Source organism: Mesorhizobium sp. WSM4808, assembly GCF_055811675.1.
The window spans coordinates 72,518-91,347 of the sequence record NZ_JBVVQX010000002.1 but is presented as its reverse complement, the minus strand read 5'-3'; the positions used below and the strand labels follow the sequence as shown (position 1 = coordinate 91,347).

The window sequence follows — 18,830 nt, the reverse complement described above, 5'->3', positions numbered from 1 at the left end:
GGCTCTATTTGGCAGAATCTGCGGGATTTCGGAGCGACCCCATTGGCGGATGTGCGAACCTGGCACAGAGCCACCCAAAATTACCTCTCAAGCCCCTATACAGGGGGCGTTCGAGAGAAAGTTCGCCGCGATACTCACAAATTCGCGTCAAAATCCCGATATATCATCCCTGGCTAATTTAAGAGCCGGTCAGGGCCAAGAGTCAAGCACAATTAACGGTTGCTTAACCTTGACGACGGCAACATGGTTAACGGCTTTGGCCGGATCCCCTCCGACTGCCTCGACCCGTCGGTGAATTTCCAGCACCGAAGAGTTTACCGGCTCGCCGCCAGACTGACTGCTCGGTAGCGGCTATTCCTCCCCCGATACGCGTTAGGTTAACCAAATCTCAATAATCATGTTCAACAAACAATTAATTTAGTTGACGCTAAGAAAGCATTAGCTAATTCTAATCCTGGGATTTTGGGAGCTTCCAGCCACCTTGTCGGCGGAAGCCCAAAGTGGCGGGCGAGTAAGTGTATGAGTGCTTCCGTGCATGATGGCGTCGTCGGCCATAAGAGCAGACGGGCGCATCGATCTGAGGCGGCTCTGGCAGTCACTGCGCAGAAGGGACCCTTTCTGGTGCCCGTGCTGTCGGCCATTCAGCAATGGATCCTGAGACTGGCGCTGGCTTTCTGGTTCTGCACACTCGGGTTTTTCTGGATCTGGTGGCTGAAGCCGGAGCATGTCGAACATCTCGGGCCATACACGTTCGCAACACTCATCCTGGTATGGCTCACGCTCATGCCGTTGTACTTTCTCTTGAACGTGCATGCGTCGAAAAAACCGTCCAAGCTTCACACGATCCCGAAGCGTTCGCGGGTCGCGATGGTGGTCACCAAGGCCCCCTCCGAACCGTTTGCCGTCGTTGCGCGCACGCTCGAAGCGATGCTGGCACAGGATTACCCGCACGATACCTGGCTGGCCGACGAGGATCCCTCCGAAGAGACAGTTCGCTGGTGCGACGCTCACGGCGTGATGATTTCGACGCGGCGCGGCAGGCAAGACTATCACCGCACGACATGGCCACGCCGGACGCGCTGCAAGGAAGGCAATTTGGCGTTCTTCTACGACCACTATGGCTACGAGCGTTACGATTTCGTCGCCCAGATGGATGCGGACCATGTACCGACGCCAACCTATCTGAGGGAGATCCTGTTTCCCTTCGCCGATCCCTCGGTTGGCTATGTCTCGGCGCCGAGCATCTGCGACAACAACGCCGCCGAGAGTTGGGCGGCGCGCGGCAGGCTGTTTCCGGAAGGGATGTTTCACGGACCGCTGCAGTCCGGCCATACGGGCGGTGGAGCTCCGCTCTGCATCGGCTCGCATTATGCCGTGCGGACCAAGGCGCTGAAGCAGGCGGGCGGTCTCGGTCCTGAACTGGCGGAAGATCACTCCACCTCCATGTTGATCAACGCGGCCGGATGGCACGGCGTGCATGCGCTCGACGCCATCGCCCATGGCGATGGCCCGCAGACCTTCGCCGACCTCATCACCCAGGAATTCCAGTGGTCGCGCAGTCTGATGACGATCCTGCTCGAATATTCGCCGAGCTATCTCCCAAAGCTGTCGCCGCGGCTGAGATTCCAATTCCTCTTTTGCCAGCTCTGGTATCCGCTGTTCGCCGTCTTTGCGTTGCTGATGTACGTCATGCCGGTCTATGCGCTGTCTACCGGGCGCAACTTCGCCAATGTCATGTATCTCGACTTTTTGTTCTACTATCTGCCGAACGCGGTCGCGCTGGTTGGCCTGGTGATGCTGCTGAAGGCGTTCGGCCTCTCGCGCCCGATGACGGCCAAGACGATCAGCTGGGAAGGCACGCTGTTCCTCTTCTTCGCGCGTTGGCCTTGGGTGCTGGCCGGCACGCTGTCGTCGATCCGCGACTATCTGACCAAATCATTCGTCGATTTCCGCGTCACGCCCAAGGGCAGCGGCCCCAAGCACCTTCTGCCGGCTCGCGCCCTCACTCCCTATGTGGCGCTGGCCATCGGCGCGGCACTGCCTGTCCTGCTCGTTGAGCACCCCTTCGATGCCACCGGCTTCTACTGGTTCGCCGCCTTCAACGCCTTCCTCTACGGGCTGCTGGTTGTTGTGATTGTCGTAAGGCACGTCATCGAAAACAGGATTCCGTTGCGCGCCAATGCGGCGAAAGTCGCCTTTCAGGGGTCGCTTGCCGTGCTGGCGCTGATCGTGCCCGCCGCGGGCTTCTACGATCGCGGCATGGAAGGCGTCTACGGACTGCAGCAGGGCGCCGGTGGCCTGCGCATCGTGCGCATCGCCTATGTGGTTTCCGGCGCCGGCCAGGGCAACATCGGTGGCCGCAATTTCTACTTCGATCCAGGTTGGGAAACGCGGCGCTGAATGCTGGAGGCGTCCGCGTAGCGGGCCGGCACTCTGGACGGCTGCAGGCGCGAGCCCAAAAGATCAAACTTTAATTATATCCGATCGATTGCCGAAAGGCCGCGTTCATCGTGTCGTTTGCATGATCTTTAATAAGTTTCCCCTAATATACAATCCATGATGTGAGTGGCGATAGGCTGCTCGCGTGGCGCGGAAGCCAATAAAGCAAATAGATCTCCGCGCTGCAACGAATTATATTCGTGGTAGGGGACAATGATGAACAAAGTTAGGGAAAGAAGGGCAAGGATCGGCGCGAAATATGCTTGTGCATTTGCCGCCGTTGCATTGATCTCGATACTCTCAGGTTGCCAGAGCAAGGACGCGACCAAGACCAGCTCGATCGGCACAAAGTCCGTGGTGCATACGCTCGGCAAGAAGGTGCACGACGTCAAGAAGAAGCGGCTGCATCTGTTCAACCGCAAGCCGCTCACACAGACGACCATGGTGACGCGTACGAGGGAGGAGGCCTACGCGGCCTTCGTGCGGCCGCAGCGTGTCGGCAGGCCGGCGCCGGTGAAGGTCTCCTATCGTCTGGGCAATGGCGGCCCGTTCCTGGGCCGTTCGCCTTGGATTTGTGGCCCGAGCGGTTTCGGCCAGCGCGCCAGCTGCCGTTCGCGCTACTAGACCATCAGACCTAAAAGTGGCGGCGCGATTTGAATGAAGGATCCGCCGCTCTTGTCTTCGCCAGGGGGCGCGAGTCGAGGGCGAGAGGTTGGCGCAGACGTTGCGCCTTGCCTCTTGCCCTCAGGCCGCCATTCCTGGGATCAATGAACCCTGCCAGTCCGCCGTCGGCCTGAAACCAAAATCCCTCCCAGCAAGCTATCGATGAAGCCACTGCCCCGGTCAACGCTGGGGACGGAGAGCCTCGATGGCGTCCCGATCATGATGGCCGGCTCGGGCGGAGCCAGCCGTCATTGTCACTGGGCGCCGGCTGCGGCCGCGCGACATAGGCCGATGCTCCATTCGCTTCGTGATAGACCCGTGCCAGCATTTCAGCCAGCACGCCCGACGTCACCATCTGCACCCCGGCGATGAGCAGGAAGAAGCCGGTGAACAGCATCGGTCGCGTTCCAATGTCTTCGGCAAAAAGCAGCTTCAGGCAAAGCAGGTAGGCAAGGATCAGCGAACCCAGCGCGCCAAGCACGATGCCGATGCCGCCGAAGAAGTGCCCAGGCCGTGTGCGATAGCGCATGAAGAAGTACATGAACACCAGATCGAGCACGACTCTGAAGGTGCGCGAAATGCCATACTTGGATTGGCCATGGATGCGGGCGTGATGCGTCACCACTTCCTGCGCGATGCGTCTGGGGGTCGTCACCGTGGCCAGCCATGCAGGGATGAACCGGTGCATCTCGCCATAGAGCTTGACGCTGCGGATGACGTTGCCGCGATAGACCTTGAGGCTGCAGCCATAGTCCTTAAGGCGCACCCCGGTGACGCGCGCGATCAGCGCGTTGGCGATGCGCGAGGGCAGCCTGCGCATGAAAAACCCTTCCTGGCGATCCTTGCGCCAGCCCACCACCAGGTCGAGATCCTCGCTCAACAGGCGGTAGACCATACGCGGAATGTCGTAGGGATCATTTTGCAGGTCGCCGTCGATCGTGGCGATGACGTCGCCGCGCGCTGCGTCGATACCGGCCTGCATCGCGGCGGTTTGCTTGTAGTTGCGCACCAGCTCGACCGCATGCACATGCGGGCCGTAATGCGCCGCCAGGCGCCTGATCTCGCTCACCGTCGCGTCGGTGCTGCCGTCATCGACCAGCACGACCTCCCACGGCTGGCCGTAGCGTTCCATCGCCTGGTGAATCCGCACCAGGAGCGGTTCGACGTTTTCGGCCTCGTTGTACATGGGCACGACGATGGACAGTGTATGGTCCGGCATCACCGCGCCGTCAGGCAGTCCCGAAGCAGGGATGGGCAATACGCTCATAGGGATGGCTTCCTTGCAGGGCCGACGGCCGGGTTCCCCGGCAGCGTCGATTTCGAGGGAAACAGCCAGGCGATCGCACCCGTGGCGATTGCCGAGCAGAAGATGAACAGATGCAATGCCAGCGCTGCCTGAAGGCCGCTCTTCATGGCAATGCCGGAGGTGAGCAGCGCCGCCGCTGCACCCGCTTCGTAGGTGCCGAAGCCGGCGACGCCTTGCACCGGTAGTATGGCGGCGCCTTCCGCCCCGACGACGCCTGGAAAGGCGGTCGAAAAGGATGTCCCGAGTAGCATTGCCAGCAACCATCCCTGTACGGTGAGCTTCAGCGACCAATTGGCGATCGTCCACCACCAGCCATAGCGCGATCGGCCGGTCGCCTCGGTGAAGACATCGCGCAGCCTGCCGAGTTTCGCCACGATCTTGCCGCGGCCTGCCCAGTCATGCGGCGCACGCGCCCAGCGCGGCAGACACCAGGCGGCAGCGATTACCGCGGCCACGCCCGCGATTCTTATCGCCGGATGCAGGCCCGGCCACACAGCCAGGGCCAGCACGCCGACGACGAAGGCGTCCTGCAGCCTGAACCACAGCAGCGAGGCGCTGGCACGCATGATCGGTATGCCGAAGACCTGGCGCAGGAGCAGGGGAAATGCCGTCTCGCCGCCGCGGAAGGGCACGACGTTGATCATCGCATTGTGGATCAGAATGACGCGCAGGCAGGCGCCGAAACGGCCATGCACCTCCTCGCGGAACTCGTCGCAGACGCGCAGCGCGCGCAGCACGTAGGTGACGAACAGCGCAAGCGCCACGGCCGCGAAAGCGCCGGGCGTGATGCTCGCGAAAGCATCGCCCACCATCTTCCAGCGCGAGTCGCTGGCGACCCACGCTAGTAGGGCCAGGGTCACGATTATTGAGATTGCTCTTTTCAACCAATTCTCCGCCGGTTTCCACCGCCGAGTTCAAATGGCAGCACCGCGTGGCGCCCGAGTATCCCTACCGCCATCCGGGATCGGTTCGCCTGGCCCACCGGCTTGCCGAGTTTCGGCAGGAGAACGCGGCCGCCGAACCGTCGGGACAATATCCTGTCCAAGGCCCACAGCCCCAGACTGTCGCGGTTCTATGGACGGCTGATCCTATAGACCAGCAAATCGTCCGAATCCACAAGCTTGGTTGCGGTCTTGTCGAGATAGTCGATGACCCCGTCATGATGCTCGAGGAACAGCCGGTCCTGCTTGTCGGCGGCGTTCTTGGCCGTGCCGAACAGGTCCGCGCCTTGCGCGCGCAATTCCTCGAGCTGCGCGATCGCGGTGGCATCGTCCGCTACGAATTTCGACCATTCGACATCGCCGCCGCCAGGCGGGAACACCCAGCCACGCGCTCTGCTGTAGTAGACGGCGACGGGATCGCCGACCTCGGGCGCAATGGCGACGACGAGGTCGCCCGGCTGCGCTAACCGCGCCAGTTCGTCGCCAAGCAGCTTGCCATTCATGGCGATCGGCGTCTTCATTGTCCTGACAAGGGGAAAAGTCGACCAGACCAGCGTGACGGCCGCGATGCAGATCGCGCGCAGCACGACCGCCGGGGACAGAACGGGTCCCGATGCAAGCGTTGCCAGGAGAAACGCGCCGCGGCCGCAGAACATCGCGAATGGCACATGGAAGATGTGGTAGTTCCAGGGATTGCTGGTGATCTCGCGCGCTGCCGCCAGATAGACGACCATGGCCGCAGCCAGCCAAACATAAGGGATGGCCGAAAGAGTGGGTTGCTTGGGGTCTTCGACGGGTCTGGGCGGCAGCCAGAAACCGATCGCGATCAGCACCATGAACGGATAGCCATAGAACCACCAGACCGAGGTGTTCCATACGGATTTGAAGTAGAAGCTGTTCCTGAAGAATGTCCAGAAACCGGAATCCCAGATATAGCCGCTGCCCGCGACATGAAACGGCGGATAGCTGCGGCCGAGATAAATGGCCCAGCTGAAATAGGCGCCGATGATGGCCAAGCTCAAAAGCCCCAACAGGAAGACCTTGGCCGCCTGCTTTCGCTTCTTCTCAAGAACCCAGGAAACCATGAGGTAGAAGATGACGGCGCCGGCGGCGAGGCCCGGCGGCTTTGCCAGCACGCCGAGCGAGAAGCTCGCCGTGGCAAGCGGCAGGAGCCAGCCGCTGCCTCCGGCCCAGTATTTCGCGAACAGCCAGACGCCGAGCGTCACCAGGGCCAGCATCGCGGGATCGGGAAGAAACGAGCTGTCGATCATGATCGCCGCCGGCATCAGCGCGTAGGCAAGTGCCGCGGCGTGAGCGTGGGTCTCGTCCCAGCATATGGCCGTTAGCCTGTGCAGCGAAAACACCGTCACAAGACCGAAGAAGGCCGCTACCATGCGGCCGAACCAGTCGTGCCAGCCGAAGAGTTGATAGAGCAGGGCGGTCAGATAGCTGACGATCTGGAACTCGCGGCCCTGATAACTTGGCCCGGGCCCGGTCCAGCTGACCTCCGGAAAGAAGATGTTCCAGCTGCGCTGCTGGAAATTGTCGGCCATCATTGCCGTGCTTACCTCGCGCCAGCTGAAGGCATCGACGAGTGGCAAGGTGATGTTGTGGAACCTGAACACGACCGCAATGAACAGGATGCCCAGCAATATCGCCATGTTGGGGCTCAGGGTGCTGCGAGCAGCCATCTCCCGGTCGCTTGACTGCAGGTATTGCTGACCTTCGGCCTGATTCAACTCCGGGTCGTCCGTCATTTGAAACCGCGTCCTCCCTGACGTCTACGGATGTTGCTTTTGAGCGCGATTGTCGGAGGTAGAGGAATATACGACGCAATTCTTAATTTTGACGATTGCGGCTGCGTGTGTCTCGAATAGTTGTTGTTAATCCGCTTGGCGAAGGTTGACATCACCGTTCTCGCGACTGTTAACTAGTTTCCTAGGCTGTCAGAGCGCTGATAGTGCTACCTTGGGCCAAACAGGCATGCGCACGCCAATTGTACCGACAGCTCTGACCAGATTGCCGCCGCTTTGCGTCGACCGTCGGCAACACAGACCCCGTCGGTTCGCAAGTTGCACGCAGCTTATGTTTCTCCTGGCCCTCTGCGGCCAGACGGCGCTTTCGGGAACAGCGCATGCGGCTGCCGCCAAAGACAGCGGACCTGCGCAAGCGGTTGTCGCCACCGTTCCGACTGCCTACGAGATGTCGCTTCTTTACGCCGATCGCACATGGGTGTGGAAAGACGGAGCAGCCTATTTCGCACAGGGCAATCGACGCCTTGAGGCCTGGACGTCCGGGCCGGACACGGCATCTTTCGCGGCGGGCAGATGGCTGGTCACCAGCAACGGTAAGATGTGCATGGAACTCGCCTGGCGGTCGAAGGGCTACACCGGCAAGCAAAAACGCACCTGCTACAGCCACCGGATTCAGGGCGGGAACATCGAGAAACGCGAGGATCCGGATGGGGAATGGTACAGTTTCAAGCGATCTCCCGAGGATACTTCCGACGAATACCGGAAATTCGAAGTGGGCAACCCGAAGGGCGCGCAGTTCGAAGAGACCCGCAAGCTGGTCGATTCCAAAAATTAGGTACGCAGCCGACCCATCCTGACGAGTTGAACAAAATCATTCAATCCCGCTTTCGAAAGCGGACTGCAATTGCAAGGCACCTGTCAGGGATCTGGCGAATCGCTTATGGTAGGACATCAAGCAGTTCGGCTGGCCCCGTCGGCGCGCCGGTCGCTGGTTGATGGCATCCAACTTTATCTGACAGAACGACGAGACGATGGGCCCTACCATACGGTTTTGATGAAATTTAATAATTAGTGATGTCTAATATTGACGTGTGATGTGCGAGTGGTCACTCATGCGGCGTGAGAGCGGCGAAGCATAGTATGTCGCGATGCGCCCTTGGCTTATACTTGATAGCAAGGGACACATGATGAAAAAATCAGCGATGGGTGCAGTCAACCCAAGCAAAAATATCGTATCTATTAGAAATATCGTGGCTATCGTTGCGGCCGCGGCGGTGATCTCTGTGGTTGCAGGCTGTCAGAGTATGGATGCGAACGAAACCAATTCGGTCCTCGTCAAGCCTGTGGTCCACGCCATCCGCAGCCAGCCCGCGGTCCAGCCCGTGCAGGCCGGATTTCTCGTGCGCTCGCTCCGGGCCGACCTTCCGATCCAGATGACAAGCACAACAGGAACTGAAAATGGCTACGCCTTTGCACCACCGCAACGGATCAGAGCCAGCACGCCGGCGCCGGTGAAAATCTCGTTCAATCCTGGCGATGGCGGCACGTTCTCCGGCGGCTCGCCTTATATCTGCAGCCCTAGCGGGTTTGGCCAGCGCGCGAGCTGTCGCCCCCGCTATCTCTGACCCGTCGAGCGGCGACCGACGTTGCCGCCCTGGCTGGCGGCAGTTTCATTGGCCTGGTCTTCAGTCCGAAAAAAGGAGCGGCTGTCCTGACAATCGTATCGACGTCTGAAAGTTCCGGCACAAAGCCAAGCTGTTCGCGTGCGGCTCCCGGATCGGCGTAGAGCTCCGCCGGATCTCCGGGGCGCCGGCTTCTGAACACTGCCGGGACCGGTCTTGACGTCATTCGGCCGACCGCCTTGACGATTTCCTTGATGGAGACGCCCCGCCCCGTGCCGAGATTGACCGCCAGGCTTTGCCCGCCACCCTCGAGATGCATGAGCGCTTTCAGGTGGGCGCGGGCCAGATCGGTGACGTGGATATAATCCCTTACACAAGTGCCGTCCGATGTGTCGTAGTCGGTGCCGAAAACCTCGATCGCGTCGATGATGCCCGATGCGGCCATGAGCACTCTGGGAACCAGGTGGGTTTCCGGCGAATGCCACTCACCAAGCTCGCCGTCGGGATCGGCGCCACAAGCGTTGAAGTAGCGCAGGATAGCAAATTTCATTCCATACGCGGATGCATAGTCGCCGATGATCTGTTCGCCCATCAGCTTGGAGCGCCCGTAAGGGCTGATCGGATTTTGCGAGGAGGTCTCGCGAACGGGTAACGCTTCCGGCACGCCGTACGTCGCACAGCTGCTGGAGAAGATGATGTTTTCGACCGAACAAGCGCGTGCGGCATCGAGCACCGCGATGGTGCCTGTCACATTGGTTGAATAATATTCGGCCGGCTCGCGAACGGACTCTCCGACATAGGCCAGCGCCGCAAAATGGATCACAGCCGTCGGCCGGTGCGTTTCCATCGCCCGCTTCAATGCATCCCGATCCCGGATATCGCCGACGACAAGCGGACCCCAGCCGACGGACCTCTCGTTGCCGCGGCTCAGATTGTCGAAAACCACCGGCATGTAGCCGGCGGAGGCCAACTGCTTGCAGGTGTGGCTGCCGATGAAGCCGGCTCCACCCGTCACCAGGACTGCCGGCCGGCTCATGAGGCGGCAGCTCCTCTGGCAATGCGGTTTCCGTAGAGCAGGGTGTCAAAATACTCGACGGTGCGCGCGAGCCCCTGGCTCAAGCTGATTTTCGGCTCCCAGCCGAGATTGGCCTTGGCAAAAGAGATGTCCGGCTTGCGCTGCCTGGGATCGTCGACCGGCAACGGCCGATGCACGATCTTCGATCGGGCGTTGGTGTAATCGACGACCAGCGTTGCCAGTTCCATGATGGTGAATTCAGCAGGGTTGCCGAGATTGACCGGGTGGGCGGGCGCGCTCGGCGCGTTCATCAGCCGGACAAACCCCTCGATCAGGTCGTCGGCATAGCAGAAGGAGCGCGTCTGCTGGCCGCTGCCATAGACGGTCAGGTCCTCGCCGCGCAGCGCCTGGACGATGAAGTTCGAAACCACGCGCCCATCGTCGGGCTGCATGCGGCGCCCGTAGGTGTTGAAAATGCGGGCGACACGGATATCGAGGCCATAGGTTCTCGAATAATCGAAGAACAGGGTTTCGGCCGAGCGCTTGCCTTCATCGTAGCAGGAACGCGGTCCGTGCGTGTTGACGTTGCCGAAGTAGCTCTCGGGCTGTGGATGCACGAAGGGATCGCCATAGACTTCGGACGTAGAGGCCTGGAATATCTTGGCCTTGTTCTGTCGCGCGAGTTCCAGAAGGTTCAGCGATCCAAGCACGCTTGTCTTGAAGGTGTGGATCGGGTCTGCCTGGTAGTGCGGCGGAGAGGCGGGGCAGGCGAGATTGTAGATCTCGTCGCACTGAAGATCCGAAGGCAGTGCATCGACGATGTCATGCTCGATGCAGGTGAAGCTCGGATTACGCAGAAGGGTATTGAGATTGTATCTTTTGCCGGTGTGGAAATTGTCCAGCGCGACAACGTCGTATCCGTCCCGCAAAAGACGTTCGCACAGATGCGATCCTAAAAAACCCGCTCCTCCGGCGACAAGGGCGCGTCGTCGGCTTTGGTTGGCGCCCCTTTGGCTGCCGGATTCCAGTTTCAGAACCTTGACAAGCTTACCCATGCTTTCCTCGCACGCACCGCACACGCTACCGCCGGGGCCGGGACAAAGCATCGCCCGGCCACGTTCCTTCAGAACGTGGCAAACCTCCGCGTCTGCGGAATCGCCATCACTGATGTGCGTTAATTGTTCTTTGGCTTTCGCGAAGCTGGTACGACTACACGACCTCCGTGCTGCCGCTCAGCATTCTCTGCGCCCCGAAAACGCGGTCACCCGCTCGGTGTCACCATCGCCGATTGCTCGCCCAAATTGCACATCCCAACATATCGAAAATATACCTGTGGAAATTATAGTCAACTAAATTAGTGATTTCTTAACCAAGTGCGCTCGCGGATGGTTAACGTGAGGGGGCGAGCGTCTCTCGGGCTGAAACACGGCGCATGCGGAAAATCCTCTTTACTAATCAGCATATTGGCTCGATCGACGACAATGTATGACCGGACGCGGAAGCTGTCCCTTGAGGTAGAATCGAAACTTGACAGCAAGGACGACCGAGAATGAGCCGACAGCGATGTCAGCGCAGCGCGCGAAATACTCGGCTTAATTTTTGAGCGCATAGGTAGAACCTTGAATTGTTGCGCGGCCAGGCCGCCAATCTGGTTGCGCTCGCGCCCGCACGGCCCACCTCCAGGTGGCTGCCCGCAACTGGCCATCGCCTTTTGGCCGTCGGGGCGCTATTGGCAAGGTCACGATACGCCATGGTGATCTGAATGCGCTTTCTGTTTGTCCTGATCCTGCTCGTCGGCGCCGGCATCGGTGTCGTCTATCCCTGGGCGATGAGCAACTTCTCCGGCCATGAGATCGGCACCTGGCGGGTCTATGAGCAGGGCCGCTTCAAGCCGCTGACGGTGCCGCTCTCCGGCCGCGATGCGCCGGTGCGGGTGCTGGTCGACCTGACCGCAAGAGCAGAGCGCATCGTTTCGCAGCAGCGCACCGTGCTGACGCTGACCGCCGCAAGCAATGGCCGCACGGTGCTCGCCTCGACGCTGCAGTTCAACCATTCCGACAATCCTCGCCAGGTCAGCCCGCAACTGCCCGACAAGATCTTTCGCGACGAGGCCGGCGTGATCGCGACCGTCAGCCCAGGCCCCTATACCTTCACCGTTGGACCGGGTGATGCCGACGACATACCGATGCGGGCGGTCGATCTCATCCTGCGCTCCGGCGCCGGCGAGATCGACAGCCGTGCACGGCCGGTCGGCTTCGCGCTGATGGCGATCGGCCTGATCGGATTCTTGCTGACTTTGCGCACTCGTGGCGGCCGGCCGGAAAATCCGAACTCGCAGCCGCCACCGCCGCGTTGGGGCAGGGGCTGATGCATGTCGCCCAAAAGTGTGCAGCGGTTTTGGGACAACGACATGCATAACGGCACAAAACCATGAACTACCGCCACGCCTATCATGCCGGGAATTTCGCTGACGTCGTCAAGCATGTCGTGCTGACACGCTTGCTCGAGTATCTGAAGCAGAAGGATAAGGCGTTTCGGGTCGTCGACACCCATGCCGGCATCGGCCGCTACGACCTGTCGTCCGCCGAGGCGCAGAAGACGGGTGAATGGCAAGGCGGCATCGGCAGGCTGATCGATGCCCCGTTCGCCGCTCCGGTGGCGGCGCTGCTCGCGTCTTATCTGGAGACTATACGGTCGCTCAACCCCGAGGGTGGCATCCAGAAGTACCCGGGCTCGCCACTGATTGCGCGCCATCTCATGCGCAAGCAGGACAGGCTGACGGCGATCGAGCTGCACCCCAAGGACGCCGCGAGGCTGAGGACGTTCTTTGCCGGCGATTTCCAGGCCCGGATCATCGAGCTCGATGGCTGGCTGGCGCTCGGCGCGCATCTGCCGCCGAAGGAAAAGCGCGGCCTTGTCCTCATCGATCCGCCATTCGAGGAAGCGGGTGAGTTCGAACGCCTCGTCGACGGGCTGATAAGGGCGCACAAGCGGTGGCCCGGCGGCATCTACGCGCTCTGGTATCCGATCAAGGACCGCAAGGCGATCATTGCCTTCCGCAAGGCGCTGAAGCAATCCGGCATTCCGAAGCTGCTCGACATCGAGTTCGAGATCAGGCCGGCCTCTTCGGAACCCAGCCTCGACGGCAGCGGTCTGCTGGTGGTCAACCCGCCGTTCACGCTGGAGGGCGAGCTGCGGACGCTGCTGCCGGCCCTGCACAGGCTGCTTGCGGTGGGGCGGCCGGCGCACTGGTCGCTGGAATGGCTGGCCGGCGAGCAGGCTTGAGGCGGGCTCATCGACGACCCAGTGACCGTGCTCCTTTGGGTCTCGATATGAACGTGCCAGAGCCGTTCCGGTGCGTGCAAATTCGGCTTTGGTCAAAAAGCGGTTTCAAACTGGGAAACCATTGTCAACGCAACCGCTTGACCGCCGCCAAGCGAATCCGCACAGTGCGCGCAATCGACCTTGAGAGGCTGCCATGACTCGCTTCGCCAAATCCGCCCTTGCCGCCCTGATTTCGCTCTGCACCCCGCTTGCCGCGCCTCTCGGTATCACCCAGAGCGTGCAGGCCGCCGATCTTACGGTCTATTCCGATGAAGACAGCGGGGTCTGCGGTCAGCCCTGGGTACTGAACAAGATCACCAGCCGCTTTTCCTATCAGGTGCATCACGTGCCGCATCTGCCTGACGTGCAGATCACCGATTTCCGGCGCATCCACCAGCATCGCTATCTGGCGGCCAACGATACCTGGCCGATCGGTCGCCGTTATTGCGGCGCCACCGTCAGCCTGTCTGACGGCCGCGATCGCACCATCTGGTACCTGATCGAGGAAGGCCAGGGCTTTGCCTCGATCGGCGACAATGTCGAATTCTGCGTCTCGGGCTTCGACCGCTGGATGGTCTACAACGGCCGCTGCCGCATTCTGCGCTAGACCCGGTTTCCCCTTCCAATCTCTTTCGCGCCTGTGGCCTGATCGGCCGCAGGCGTTTTTTCGTGCCGTTGACAGCAGGTTCGATCCGTCGCATAGAGGTGAGACAGACCTGTCTCATTACTAGGTAATCTCCATGACGCCATCGTCCGCTTCCGGCAAGCGCCAACACGTCGTTGACACGGCCTACGTGCTTTTCAAGCGCGCCGGCTTCCATGCCACCGGTATCGACCGGATCATCGCCGAAGCCGATGTGGCCAAGATGACGATGTATCGCCACTTTCCCAGCAAGGACGAACTGATCGTCGAGGTGCTCGACTATCGCGCTATGCGTTTCGACCGCCAACTCGACCGGCTCGCCCAGGAGGACGTTCCGCCGGAGCAGAAAATCGGAAAAATCTTCGACTGGCATGCACGCTGGTTCCGCAGCCCGGATTTCCATGGCTGTCTGTTCGCACATGCGCTGGCCGAGTTCGGCCATCCCGGGCATCCGATTTTCGAGGCCGTTGTCAGGCAGAAGAACGGCCTCAAGCGGCGCATGCAGTCTATACTCGAAGAGATGATGCCGCACGGCCGCGCCGAGAGCGTGGCGGCGACGCTGCTTATGCTGATCGAAGGTGCGACCTTGCTGGCGCAGATGGGGCAGGCAGAAGCCGCCATTCGCGACTCCCGCAAGGCGGCCATGGGCATCGTCGCCGCCTCGCGCCGGCCGCAATGAGCCCGCTGGTCATCGGGCTCGCATTGTTTGCGGCGATCCTGCACGCAAGCTGGAACGCGTTCCTGCGCACGGGGGCCGACCGGTTGTGGACCGTTACCGTCATGAGCTTTTCAAGCACCGCGCTCGCCATCCCCTTCGCCTTCTTCCACGACCTTCCGGCCGCGCCGGTCTGGTCCTATATCGTGCTCTCGGCTTGCCTGCAGGTTGGCTACACCTTGTTTCTCGTGGCCGCCTACAGATATGGCGAACTGGGGCAGGTCTATCCGATCGTTCGCGGCAGCGTGCCGCTGCTCGTCACGCTCGGCGGGTTCTTCCTGGCCAACCAGCAGCTCACTCTGCCGCAGACCGTCGGCGTCGCGCTGGTCGCTGGCGGCATCATGGGCCTTTCACTCGGACGGGGCAGGGCCGCCACGACATCGATATTCTATGCAGTCGCAACGGGAGCGATCATCGCCGCCTATGCGACGGTCGATGCGCTCGGCGTTCGCGCGGCGGGAAATGCCGGCGCCTACACCGCATGGGTCCTGCTGATCTACGGCGCGTTGCTGCCGGCGGCCTTCGTCGCCTGCCGTGGCCGGCTCATTGTCGATCTGCGCGCGCCTGAAACCTGGAAGGCGCTGGGCGGAGGTCTGTTTGCACTTCTGGCCTACGGTGTCGTGGTCGCGGCCTTCGCGCTCGGACCAGCAGGTCCGATCACCGCGATCCGCGAAACCAGCGTCGTCTTCGCGGCCTTCATCGGACGCCTGTTCCTCGGCGAGATGCTGACGCCAAGGCGGGTCGGCGCCTGCGCCATCGTCGCGCTCGGCGCCATCTGCCTCGGCTATCAGCCGTGACGGAAATGCGGATCGCGAAGATTCTGGACTGCAGCCCGTCTCAGGGCGGCGAGGGCTGCTGACGATTTTTGCCATCGGCATCGCGCTCAATCTTGGCAATCCGAAAATGCCGTTGTTCTACGTTGCGCTGTTGCCTAACGGCGTCGGCGCATCGCTCAATGCTGCTCATCTGGGTGTGCTGATGATGGTGATCGTGGCCGTTGAAATGGTGGCGATCGGCGGTCATGTCATCCTCGCCGGCCGCGCCCGCAGTCTGTTGCGCACGCCAAGGATCGTACGCCGGGTAAACCGCGCGGCCGGCGGTGTGATGATCGGCGCCGGCGTTGCCGTAGTTGCCGCGCGCTGAGCGGATTGCCCAGTCACGCTATCTCCTGCGCGGCTCCGCCTCGGCCTGATCGAGGATCTTGCGCAGGAATGCGGCGTGGCCGCGGAACGCGCGCCGTCCACTCGTGGTCGCCTTGACGCGCGTCTGCGGCCGGCGGCCGACGAACAGCTTTTCGATGTCGACATAACCGGCCCTGGCCAGCGTATCGAGATGCGCGCCGAGATTCCCGTCGGTGACGTCCACGATGGCCTTCAGTCCGGTGAAGTCCAGCGTTTGGCGCCTTTCCAGCATGTTCAGCGCGGCCATGATCCTGAGCCGAGTGCTCTGGTGGATGATTTCGTCGGCACTCATCGATCGGCTCCGGTGCAGCCAAGCCGGAGGCCACCGACAACCATGCCGCCGCCGTGGCGGACCGTCTTGGCAATCTCGAACGGCGACAGCGCCATTTGCCCCTGTGCGATGGACATCGAAGTACTCCGGCATGCTGTGCAGAATACTCTGCCATATAGAGTTGTCTGTCAATTCACGAGCAATCGGGTCTGCGATCGAGCTTGACAAGGTGATGCGTTGGCCGGCTGTCGCATTGCAGTATAGATCGTCCGCCTGCATGAGATGATCGAACCGCTGAGGCTGTGGTCATGATATTGGCGAACGAAGATCGACACGCAAAGCTGTTCGCTGATCTTCGGAGCTTCACGAGAAGAGCGCTCCCGCGGAGTGTGGAGAATGTCGGCGACACATTCTAGCCGATGGTCGAAGATCAGCAGTGAATTTCTGCGACGATCAGCACGATCATGTGCCGATCGTAACCGAAAGTTAAGTTGCGAAAATCAGTCTATTGCTTCGCTGGCTAGCAAGCCGCGAGTCAGATATGCATGAGCGCGCCGGGTCATTACGGCCGTCGGCACAACGGAAGGGGCATCGCATGGCTAAGCAGTCATCCAAAGCGCCGGCGTCGAAGGCACCGGCAAAGAAAGCACCCGCAAAAGCAGCGACGGCGAAGGTCGCAGCTGCAGTGAAGAAAGCAGCACCCGCTGCCAAGCCGAAGGCCGCGGCGGCCAAGGCAAAAGCAGCAGCGGCCAAGAAGCCGGCAGCGAAAGCTGCTGCGAAACCGGCAGTGAAGAAAGCAGCACCCGCCAAGGCAGCGGCAAAGCCGGCGGCGAAGGCGGCACCAGCCAAGAAGCCTGCAGCGAAGGCTGCGGCGAAACCCGCAGCGAAGAAGGCAGCACCTGCAAAAAAACCGGCTGCCAAGGCTGCACCTGCCAAGGCTGCACCGGCCAAGAAGCCGGCTGCGAAGGCTGCTCCGGCAAAGAAGGCTGCGGCAGCGAAATCTTCAGCACCGGTGAAGAAAGCGGCACCTGCGGCCAAGCCGAAGGCAGCACCCGCGAAGGCCGGCAAGAAGTAGTCGCGTCTTCCCTCGCCGGGGGCGGTGCCGAAACAGTCAAGGGCGGGTGCCTGACAGGCGCCCCGTTCGTCGTTTGGCAGTCGGAAGGCGAGAACAGAGGCGGACGGAGGATATCTTTTCGCAGCTCCCAGGACTTCGCCATAGGGCGGAGTCCGGTGGGGCTTTTTGTGCCATTCATGCGCTTGATGAAATATCGGCGCGAGGCCCTTCGGTCTTGGCTGTCGGCTGAGTGATCCCTGCGATTCTGGCAACTCGGCGACTATGTGATCAAGCACCGTCTTCATGGAGCGCTCGCCAAACGGCCCCGGCCGATGAGTCCGCTCGCTGGCGGCCGGGTTTTCCGCTTCTGGCCATTGCTCGATCGCGCTTGATCGGTCAACACTGCCGGCCTGCAAAACAGGAAACCGATCATGCCCAGACTGCTCTATGCGTCCTCCTCTCCCTACAGTTCCAAAGTGCGCATGGCAGCCGCCTATGCCGGCATCGACATCGAAACGGTGGCGGTCAAAACCGACGACAAACCGGCCGAACTGATCGGCGCCAACCCGCTCGGCAAGATCCCGGTTCTGGTGCTCGACGACGGCCGCTCCATCCACGACAGTCGCGCCATCACCCAGCATCTCAACCGTTTGTCGAAGAGCGCGCTTTTTCCACGCAATCCCGACAAGCGGCTCGAGGCGGAAGTGCTGGAAGCACTGGCCGACGGCATTTGCGACTGCGCGCTGTCGATGGTCTATGAACGGCGCACGCGGCCCGAGGAGATGGTCTATCAGCCTTGGCTCGATCGCCAGTGGGCGAAGATCACGGCGGCACTCGACCTGCTGAATGCCAACCCGCCGAAGCTGCCGAAGAAGATCACCGCCGGCCAGATGGCGCTGCGCGCCTGCCTTGGCTATCTCTCGCTGCGTTTTGCCGGAAAATGGGAGAAGGGTCGCGCCCGGCTGACGCGATGGGCGGCACGCTTCGACGAGAAGTTTCCAGAACTGAAGCCCTGCATTCCTGGTTGATAGCCGATTGCCCGGAATTGATTTCCCGGGTTATCGATTCGATCACCGGGAAAATCACTCAGACACAAAAAAAGCCGGGCGCGAGGCCCGGCTTTTTCGTGTCGTGGCTTGAACGACTTAGAACTTCATACCGACGCCGAAGGTGACGCGGTTGTCGGTGGCCTTGACCTTGCCGATGCCGTCGAAGCTCTTGCTGCCGAAGTCGGTGTAACGATACTCGACGCGGCCGAAGACATTGTCGGTCAGCTTGATGTCGGTGCCGAGACCGGCGGTCCAGCCGAGCATCGTGGCGCGGTCCGAACCATACAGGTCGTCTTCGACCTTCAGGCTTCTTCCGGCGAGACCGCCGGTGCCATAGAGCAGGATTTCCGGGGTCACGGCGTAGCCAAGACGGGCACGAAGCGAGCCTTCGAACCCTGCCTTGGAATTGACGCCGTTCTCGTCGCCCTTGACGCCGTTGTAGCCGAGTTCGGCTTCAGCGCCGTAGACGAAGTTCTCCTGCTGCCACTGATAGCCGCCGAAGACGCTGCCGACGAAACCCTTGGTGCCGACGTCAACATTGTCAACACCCAGATCCTTTTCCTTGGTATGGCCGCTGAAGCCATAGCCGACGTTGAGACCGGCGTAGGGGCCGGCCCACGAAGCCACCGGAAGTTCAGCGATCGGCGCAGGTGCCGGCGGCTCTTCCGAAACCACGTCAGCAGCATAGGCAGTTCCGCTGAGGGCGAAGAGCCCAAGCGCAACGGCCAGCGGCCGTGCGAATTTGAGATTGGCTTGCATTGTTCTTTACTCCTTAAGCCACAGGACACAGGCTTGTTTCTCACGATCGCCATCTACCCGTCCGGGGGGTGAAACGGATCTGGCGTTCGTCGGT

Annotated in this window: 18 protein-coding genes and 1 pseudogene; 11 read left to right on the top strand and 8 right to left on the bottom strand. The window is 61.2% G+C overall.

Annotated elements, in window-relative coordinates; all coding sequences use genetic code 11:
• Positions 1-519 precede the first annotated feature (519 nt).
• On the top strand, positions 520-2,400 hold the full coding sequence (locus AC0L2U_RS03185; protein WP_127810848.1) for a glycosyltransferase family 2 protein: 1,881 nt from the start codon (positions 520-522) through the stop codon (positions 2,398-2,400).
• 255 nt (positions 2,401-2,655) lie between these two features.
• Positions 2,656-3,063: a hypothetical protein gene (locus AC0L2U_RS03180; RefSeq protein WP_127399002.1), complete on the top strand. Its 408-nt coding sequence runs from the start codon at positions 2,656-2,658 to the stop codon at positions 3,061-3,063.
• A 256-nt stretch (positions 3,064-3,319) separates the two neighbouring features.
• Here the strand turns inward: AC0L2U_RS03180 and AC0L2U_RS03175 are convergent, their stop codons facing one another.
• The 3 genes from AC0L2U_RS03175 to AC0L2U_RS03165 all read right to left on the bottom strand — a co-directional run bounded on the left by AC0L2U_RS03175 (position 3,320) and on the right by AC0L2U_RS03165 (position 7,106).
• The gene (locus AC0L2U_RS03175) at positions 3,320-4,321 is read right to left on the bottom strand and encodes a glycosyltransferase family 2 protein (RefSeq protein WP_245481908.1); all 1,002 of its coding nucleotides are present in this window, start codon (positions 4,319-4,321) and stop codon (positions 3,320-3,322) included.
• Positions 4,322-4,365: 44 nt separating this feature from the next.
• The gene (locus AC0L2U_RS03170) at positions 4,366-5,292 is read right to left on the bottom strand and encodes a lysylphosphatidylglycerol synthase domain-containing protein (RefSeq protein ID WP_127810846.1); all 927 of its coding nucleotides are present in this window, start codon (positions 5,290-5,292) and stop codon (positions 4,366-4,368) included.
• 188 nt (positions 5,293-5,480) lie between these two features.
• Positions 5,481-7,106, bottom strand: coding sequence for an ArnT family glycosyltransferase (locus AC0L2U_RS03165; RefSeq protein ID WP_127810845.1), 1,626 nt, complete (start codon positions 7,104-7,106; stop codon positions 5,481-5,483).
• Positions 7,107-7,434: 328 nt separating this feature from the next.
• Here AC0L2U_RS03165 and AC0L2U_RS03160 point away from each other — a divergent pair, with 328 nt between their 5' ends.
• Both AC0L2U_RS03160 and AC0L2U_RS03155 read left to right on the top strand, forming a co-directional pair.
• Positions 7,435-7,938 carry a DUF995 domain-containing protein gene (locus AC0L2U_RS03160; protein WP_127397615.1) on the top strand — a complete coding sequence of 168 codons (504 nt, stop codon included), beginning with the start codon at positions 7,435-7,437 and terminating at the stop codon, positions 7,936-7,938.
• Between the two features lie 352 nt (positions 7,939-8,290).
• Positions 8,291-8,728 carry a hypothetical protein gene (locus tag AC0L2U_RS03155; protein ID WP_245486607.1) on the top strand — a complete coding sequence of 146 codons (438 nt, stop codon included), beginning with the start codon at positions 8,291-8,293 and terminating at the stop codon, positions 8,726-8,728.
• On the opposite strand, the gene galE is transcribed toward AC0L2U_RS03155, so the two are convergent.
• Together galE and AC0L2U_RS03145 are read right to left on the bottom strand one after the other, a co-directional pair.
• A complete protein-coding gene (gene galE, locus AC0L2U_RS03150) occupies positions 8,682-9,761 on the bottom strand; it encodes a UDP-glucose 4-epimerase GalE (RefSeq protein ID WP_127397616.1) in 1,080 nt (359 codons plus the stop codon). The two genes, AC0L2U_RS03155 and galE, sit on opposite strands and share 47 nt — an antisense overlap.
• A complete protein-coding gene (locus tag AC0L2U_RS03145; RefSeq protein WP_128288452.1) occupies positions 9,758-10,795 on the bottom strand; it encodes a UDP-glucuronic acid decarboxylase family protein in 1,038 nt (345 codons plus the stop codon). Before AC0L2U_RS03145 ends, galE begins: the two co-directional genes overlap by 4 nt.
• Positions 10,796-11,502: 707 nt before the next feature.
• On the opposite strand from AC0L2U_RS03145, the gene AC0L2U_RS03140 reads away from it, so the two are divergent.
• The 6 genes and pseudogenes from AC0L2U_RS03140 to AC0L2U_RS03115 all read left to right on the top strand — a co-directional run.
• On the top strand, positions 11,503-12,108 hold the full coding sequence (locus AC0L2U_RS03140) for a hypothetical protein (RefSeq protein WP_127810843.1): 606 nt from the start codon (positions 11,503-11,505) through the stop codon (positions 12,106-12,108).
• A 62-nt stretch (positions 12,109-12,170) separates the two neighbouring features.
• Complete coding sequence (locus AC0L2U_RS03135) at positions 12,171-13,025, top strand: 23S rRNA (adenine(2030)-N(6))-methyltransferase RlmJ (RefSeq protein WP_292658879.1); 855 nt, start codon at positions 12,171-12,173, stop codon at positions 13,023-13,025.
• Positions 13,026-13,218: 193 nt separating this feature from the next.
• Positions 13,219-13,671 (top strand): hypothetical protein, encoded by a 453-nt coding sequence (locus AC0L2U_RS03130; RefSeq protein ID WP_127380799.1) that lies wholly within the window; start codon positions 13,219-13,221, stop codon positions 13,669-13,671.
• 133 nt (positions 13,672-13,804) lie between these two features.
• Positions 13,805-14,386 carry a TetR/AcrR family transcriptional regulator gene (locus tag AC0L2U_RS03125; protein ID WP_292658882.1) on the top strand — a complete coding sequence of 194 codons (582 nt, stop codon included), beginning with the start codon at positions 13,805-13,807 and terminating at the stop codon, positions 14,384-14,386.
• Positions 14,383-15,219, top strand: coding sequence for a DMT family transporter (locus AC0L2U_RS03120; protein WP_292658885.1), 837 nt, complete (start codon positions 14,383-14,385; stop codon positions 15,217-15,219). The genes AC0L2U_RS03125 and AC0L2U_RS03120 overlap by 4 nt, the downstream gene beginning before the upstream one ends.
• A 28-nt stretch (positions 15,220-15,247) precedes the next feature.
• A pseudogene (locus AC0L2U_RS03115) lies at positions 15,248-15,565 on the top strand (LysE family translocator); the annotation flags it as partial.
• An 18-nt stretch (positions 15,566-15,583) separates the two neighbouring features.
• On the opposite strand, the gene AC0L2U_RS03110 reads toward AC0L2U_RS03115, so the two are convergent.
• Positions 15,584-15,895 carry a transcriptional regulator gene (locus tag AC0L2U_RS03110; protein WP_292336759.1) on the bottom strand — a complete coding sequence of 104 codons (312 nt, stop codon included), beginning with the start codon at positions 15,893-15,895 and terminating at the stop codon, positions 15,584-15,586.
• 465 nt (positions 15,896-16,360) lie between these two features.
• A complete protein-coding gene (locus AC0L2U_RS03105; protein ID WP_473601381.1) occupies positions 16,361-17,233 on the bottom strand; it encodes a hypothetical protein in 873 nt (290 codons plus the stop codon).
• 126 nt (positions 17,234-17,359) lie between these two features.
• Here AC0L2U_RS03105 and AC0L2U_RS03100 point away from each other — a divergent pair, with 126 nt between their 5' ends.
• On the top strand, positions 17,360-17,956 hold the full coding sequence (locus tag AC0L2U_RS03100) for a glutathione S-transferase family protein (RefSeq protein ID WP_127319025.1): 597 nt from the start codon (positions 17,360-17,362) through the stop codon (positions 17,954-17,956).
• Between the two features lie 117 nt (positions 17,957-18,073).
• On the opposite strand, the gene AC0L2U_RS03095 is transcribed toward AC0L2U_RS03100, so the two are convergent.
• Complete coding sequence (locus AC0L2U_RS03095; RefSeq protein WP_027037944.1) at positions 18,074-18,736, bottom strand: outer membrane protein; 663 nt, start codon at positions 18,734-18,736, stop codon at positions 18,074-18,076.
• Positions 18,737-18,830: the final 94 nt, after the last annotated feature.

Excerpts from the sequence above, each read along its gene's own strand:
- AC0L2U_RS03130 (WP_127380799.1), top strand. The coding sequence starts at position 13,219 with ATGACTCGCTTCGCCAAATCCGCCCTTGCCGCCCTGATTTCGCTCTGC.
- AC0L2U_RS03155 (WP_245486607.1), top strand. The coding sequence starts at position 8,291 with ATGAAAAAATCAGCGATGGGTGCAGTCAACCCAAGCAAAAATATCGTA.
- AC0L2U_RS03145 (WP_128288452.1), bottom strand. The coding sequence starts at position 10,795 with ATGGGTAAGCTTGTCAAGGTTCTGAAACTGGAATCCGGCAGCCAAAGG.
- AC0L2U_RS03135 (WP_292658879.1), top strand. The coding sequence starts at position 12,171 with ATGAACTACCGCCACGCCTATCATGCCGGGAATTTCGCTGACGTCGTC.
- AC0L2U_RS03125 (WP_292658882.1), top strand. The coding sequence starts at position 13,805 with ATGACGCCATCGTCCGCTTCCGGCAAGCGCCAACACGTCGTTGACACG.
- AC0L2U_RS03100 (WP_127319025.1), top strand. The coding sequence starts at position 17,360 with ATGCCCAGACTGCTCTATGCGTCCTCCTCTCCCTACAGTTCCAAAGTG.
- AC0L2U_RS03105 (WP_473601381.1), bottom strand. The coding sequence starts at position 17,233 with ATGAAGACGGTGCTTGATCACATAGTCGCCGAGTTGCCAGAATCGCAG.
- AC0L2U_RS03120 (WP_292658885.1), top strand. The coding sequence starts at position 14,383 with ATGAGCCCGCTGGTCATCGGGCTCGCATTGTTTGCGGCGATCCTGCAC.
- AC0L2U_RS03095 (WP_027037944.1), bottom strand. The coding sequence starts at position 18,736 with ATGCAAGCCAATCTCAAATTCGCACGGCCGCTGGCCGTTGCGCTTGGG.
- AC0L2U_RS03175 (WP_245481908.1), bottom strand. The coding sequence starts at position 4,321 with ATGCCGGACCATACACTGTCCATCGTCGTGCCCATGTACAACGAGGCC.
- AC0L2U_RS03160 (WP_127397615.1), top strand. The coding sequence starts at position 7,435 with ATGTTTCTCCTGGCCCTCTGCGGCCAGACGGCGCTTTCGGGAACAGCG.
- AC0L2U_RS03140 (WP_127810843.1), top strand. The coding sequence starts at position 11,503 with ATGCGCTTTCTGTTTGTCCTGATCCTGCTCGTCGGCGCCGGCATCGGT.
- AC0L2U_RS03180 (WP_127399002.1), top strand. The coding sequence starts at position 2,656 with ATGAACAAAGTTAGGGAAAGAAGGGCAAGGATCGGCGCGAAATATGCT.
- galE (WP_127397616.1), bottom strand. The coding sequence starts at position 9,761 with ATGAGCCGGCCGGCAGTCCTGGTGACGGGTGGAGCCGGCTTCATCGGC.
- AC0L2U_RS03110 (WP_292336759.1), bottom strand. The coding sequence starts at position 15,895 with ATGAGTGCCGACGAAATCATCCACCAGAGCACTCGGCTCAGGATCATG.
- AC0L2U_RS03185 (WP_127810848.1), top strand. The coding sequence starts at position 520 with ATGAGTGCTTCCGTGCATGATGGCGTCGTCGGCCATAAGAGCAGACGG.
- AC0L2U_RS03165 (WP_127810845.1), bottom strand. The coding sequence starts at position 7,106 with ATGACGGACGACCCGGAGTTGAATCAGGCCGAAGGTCAGCAATACCTG.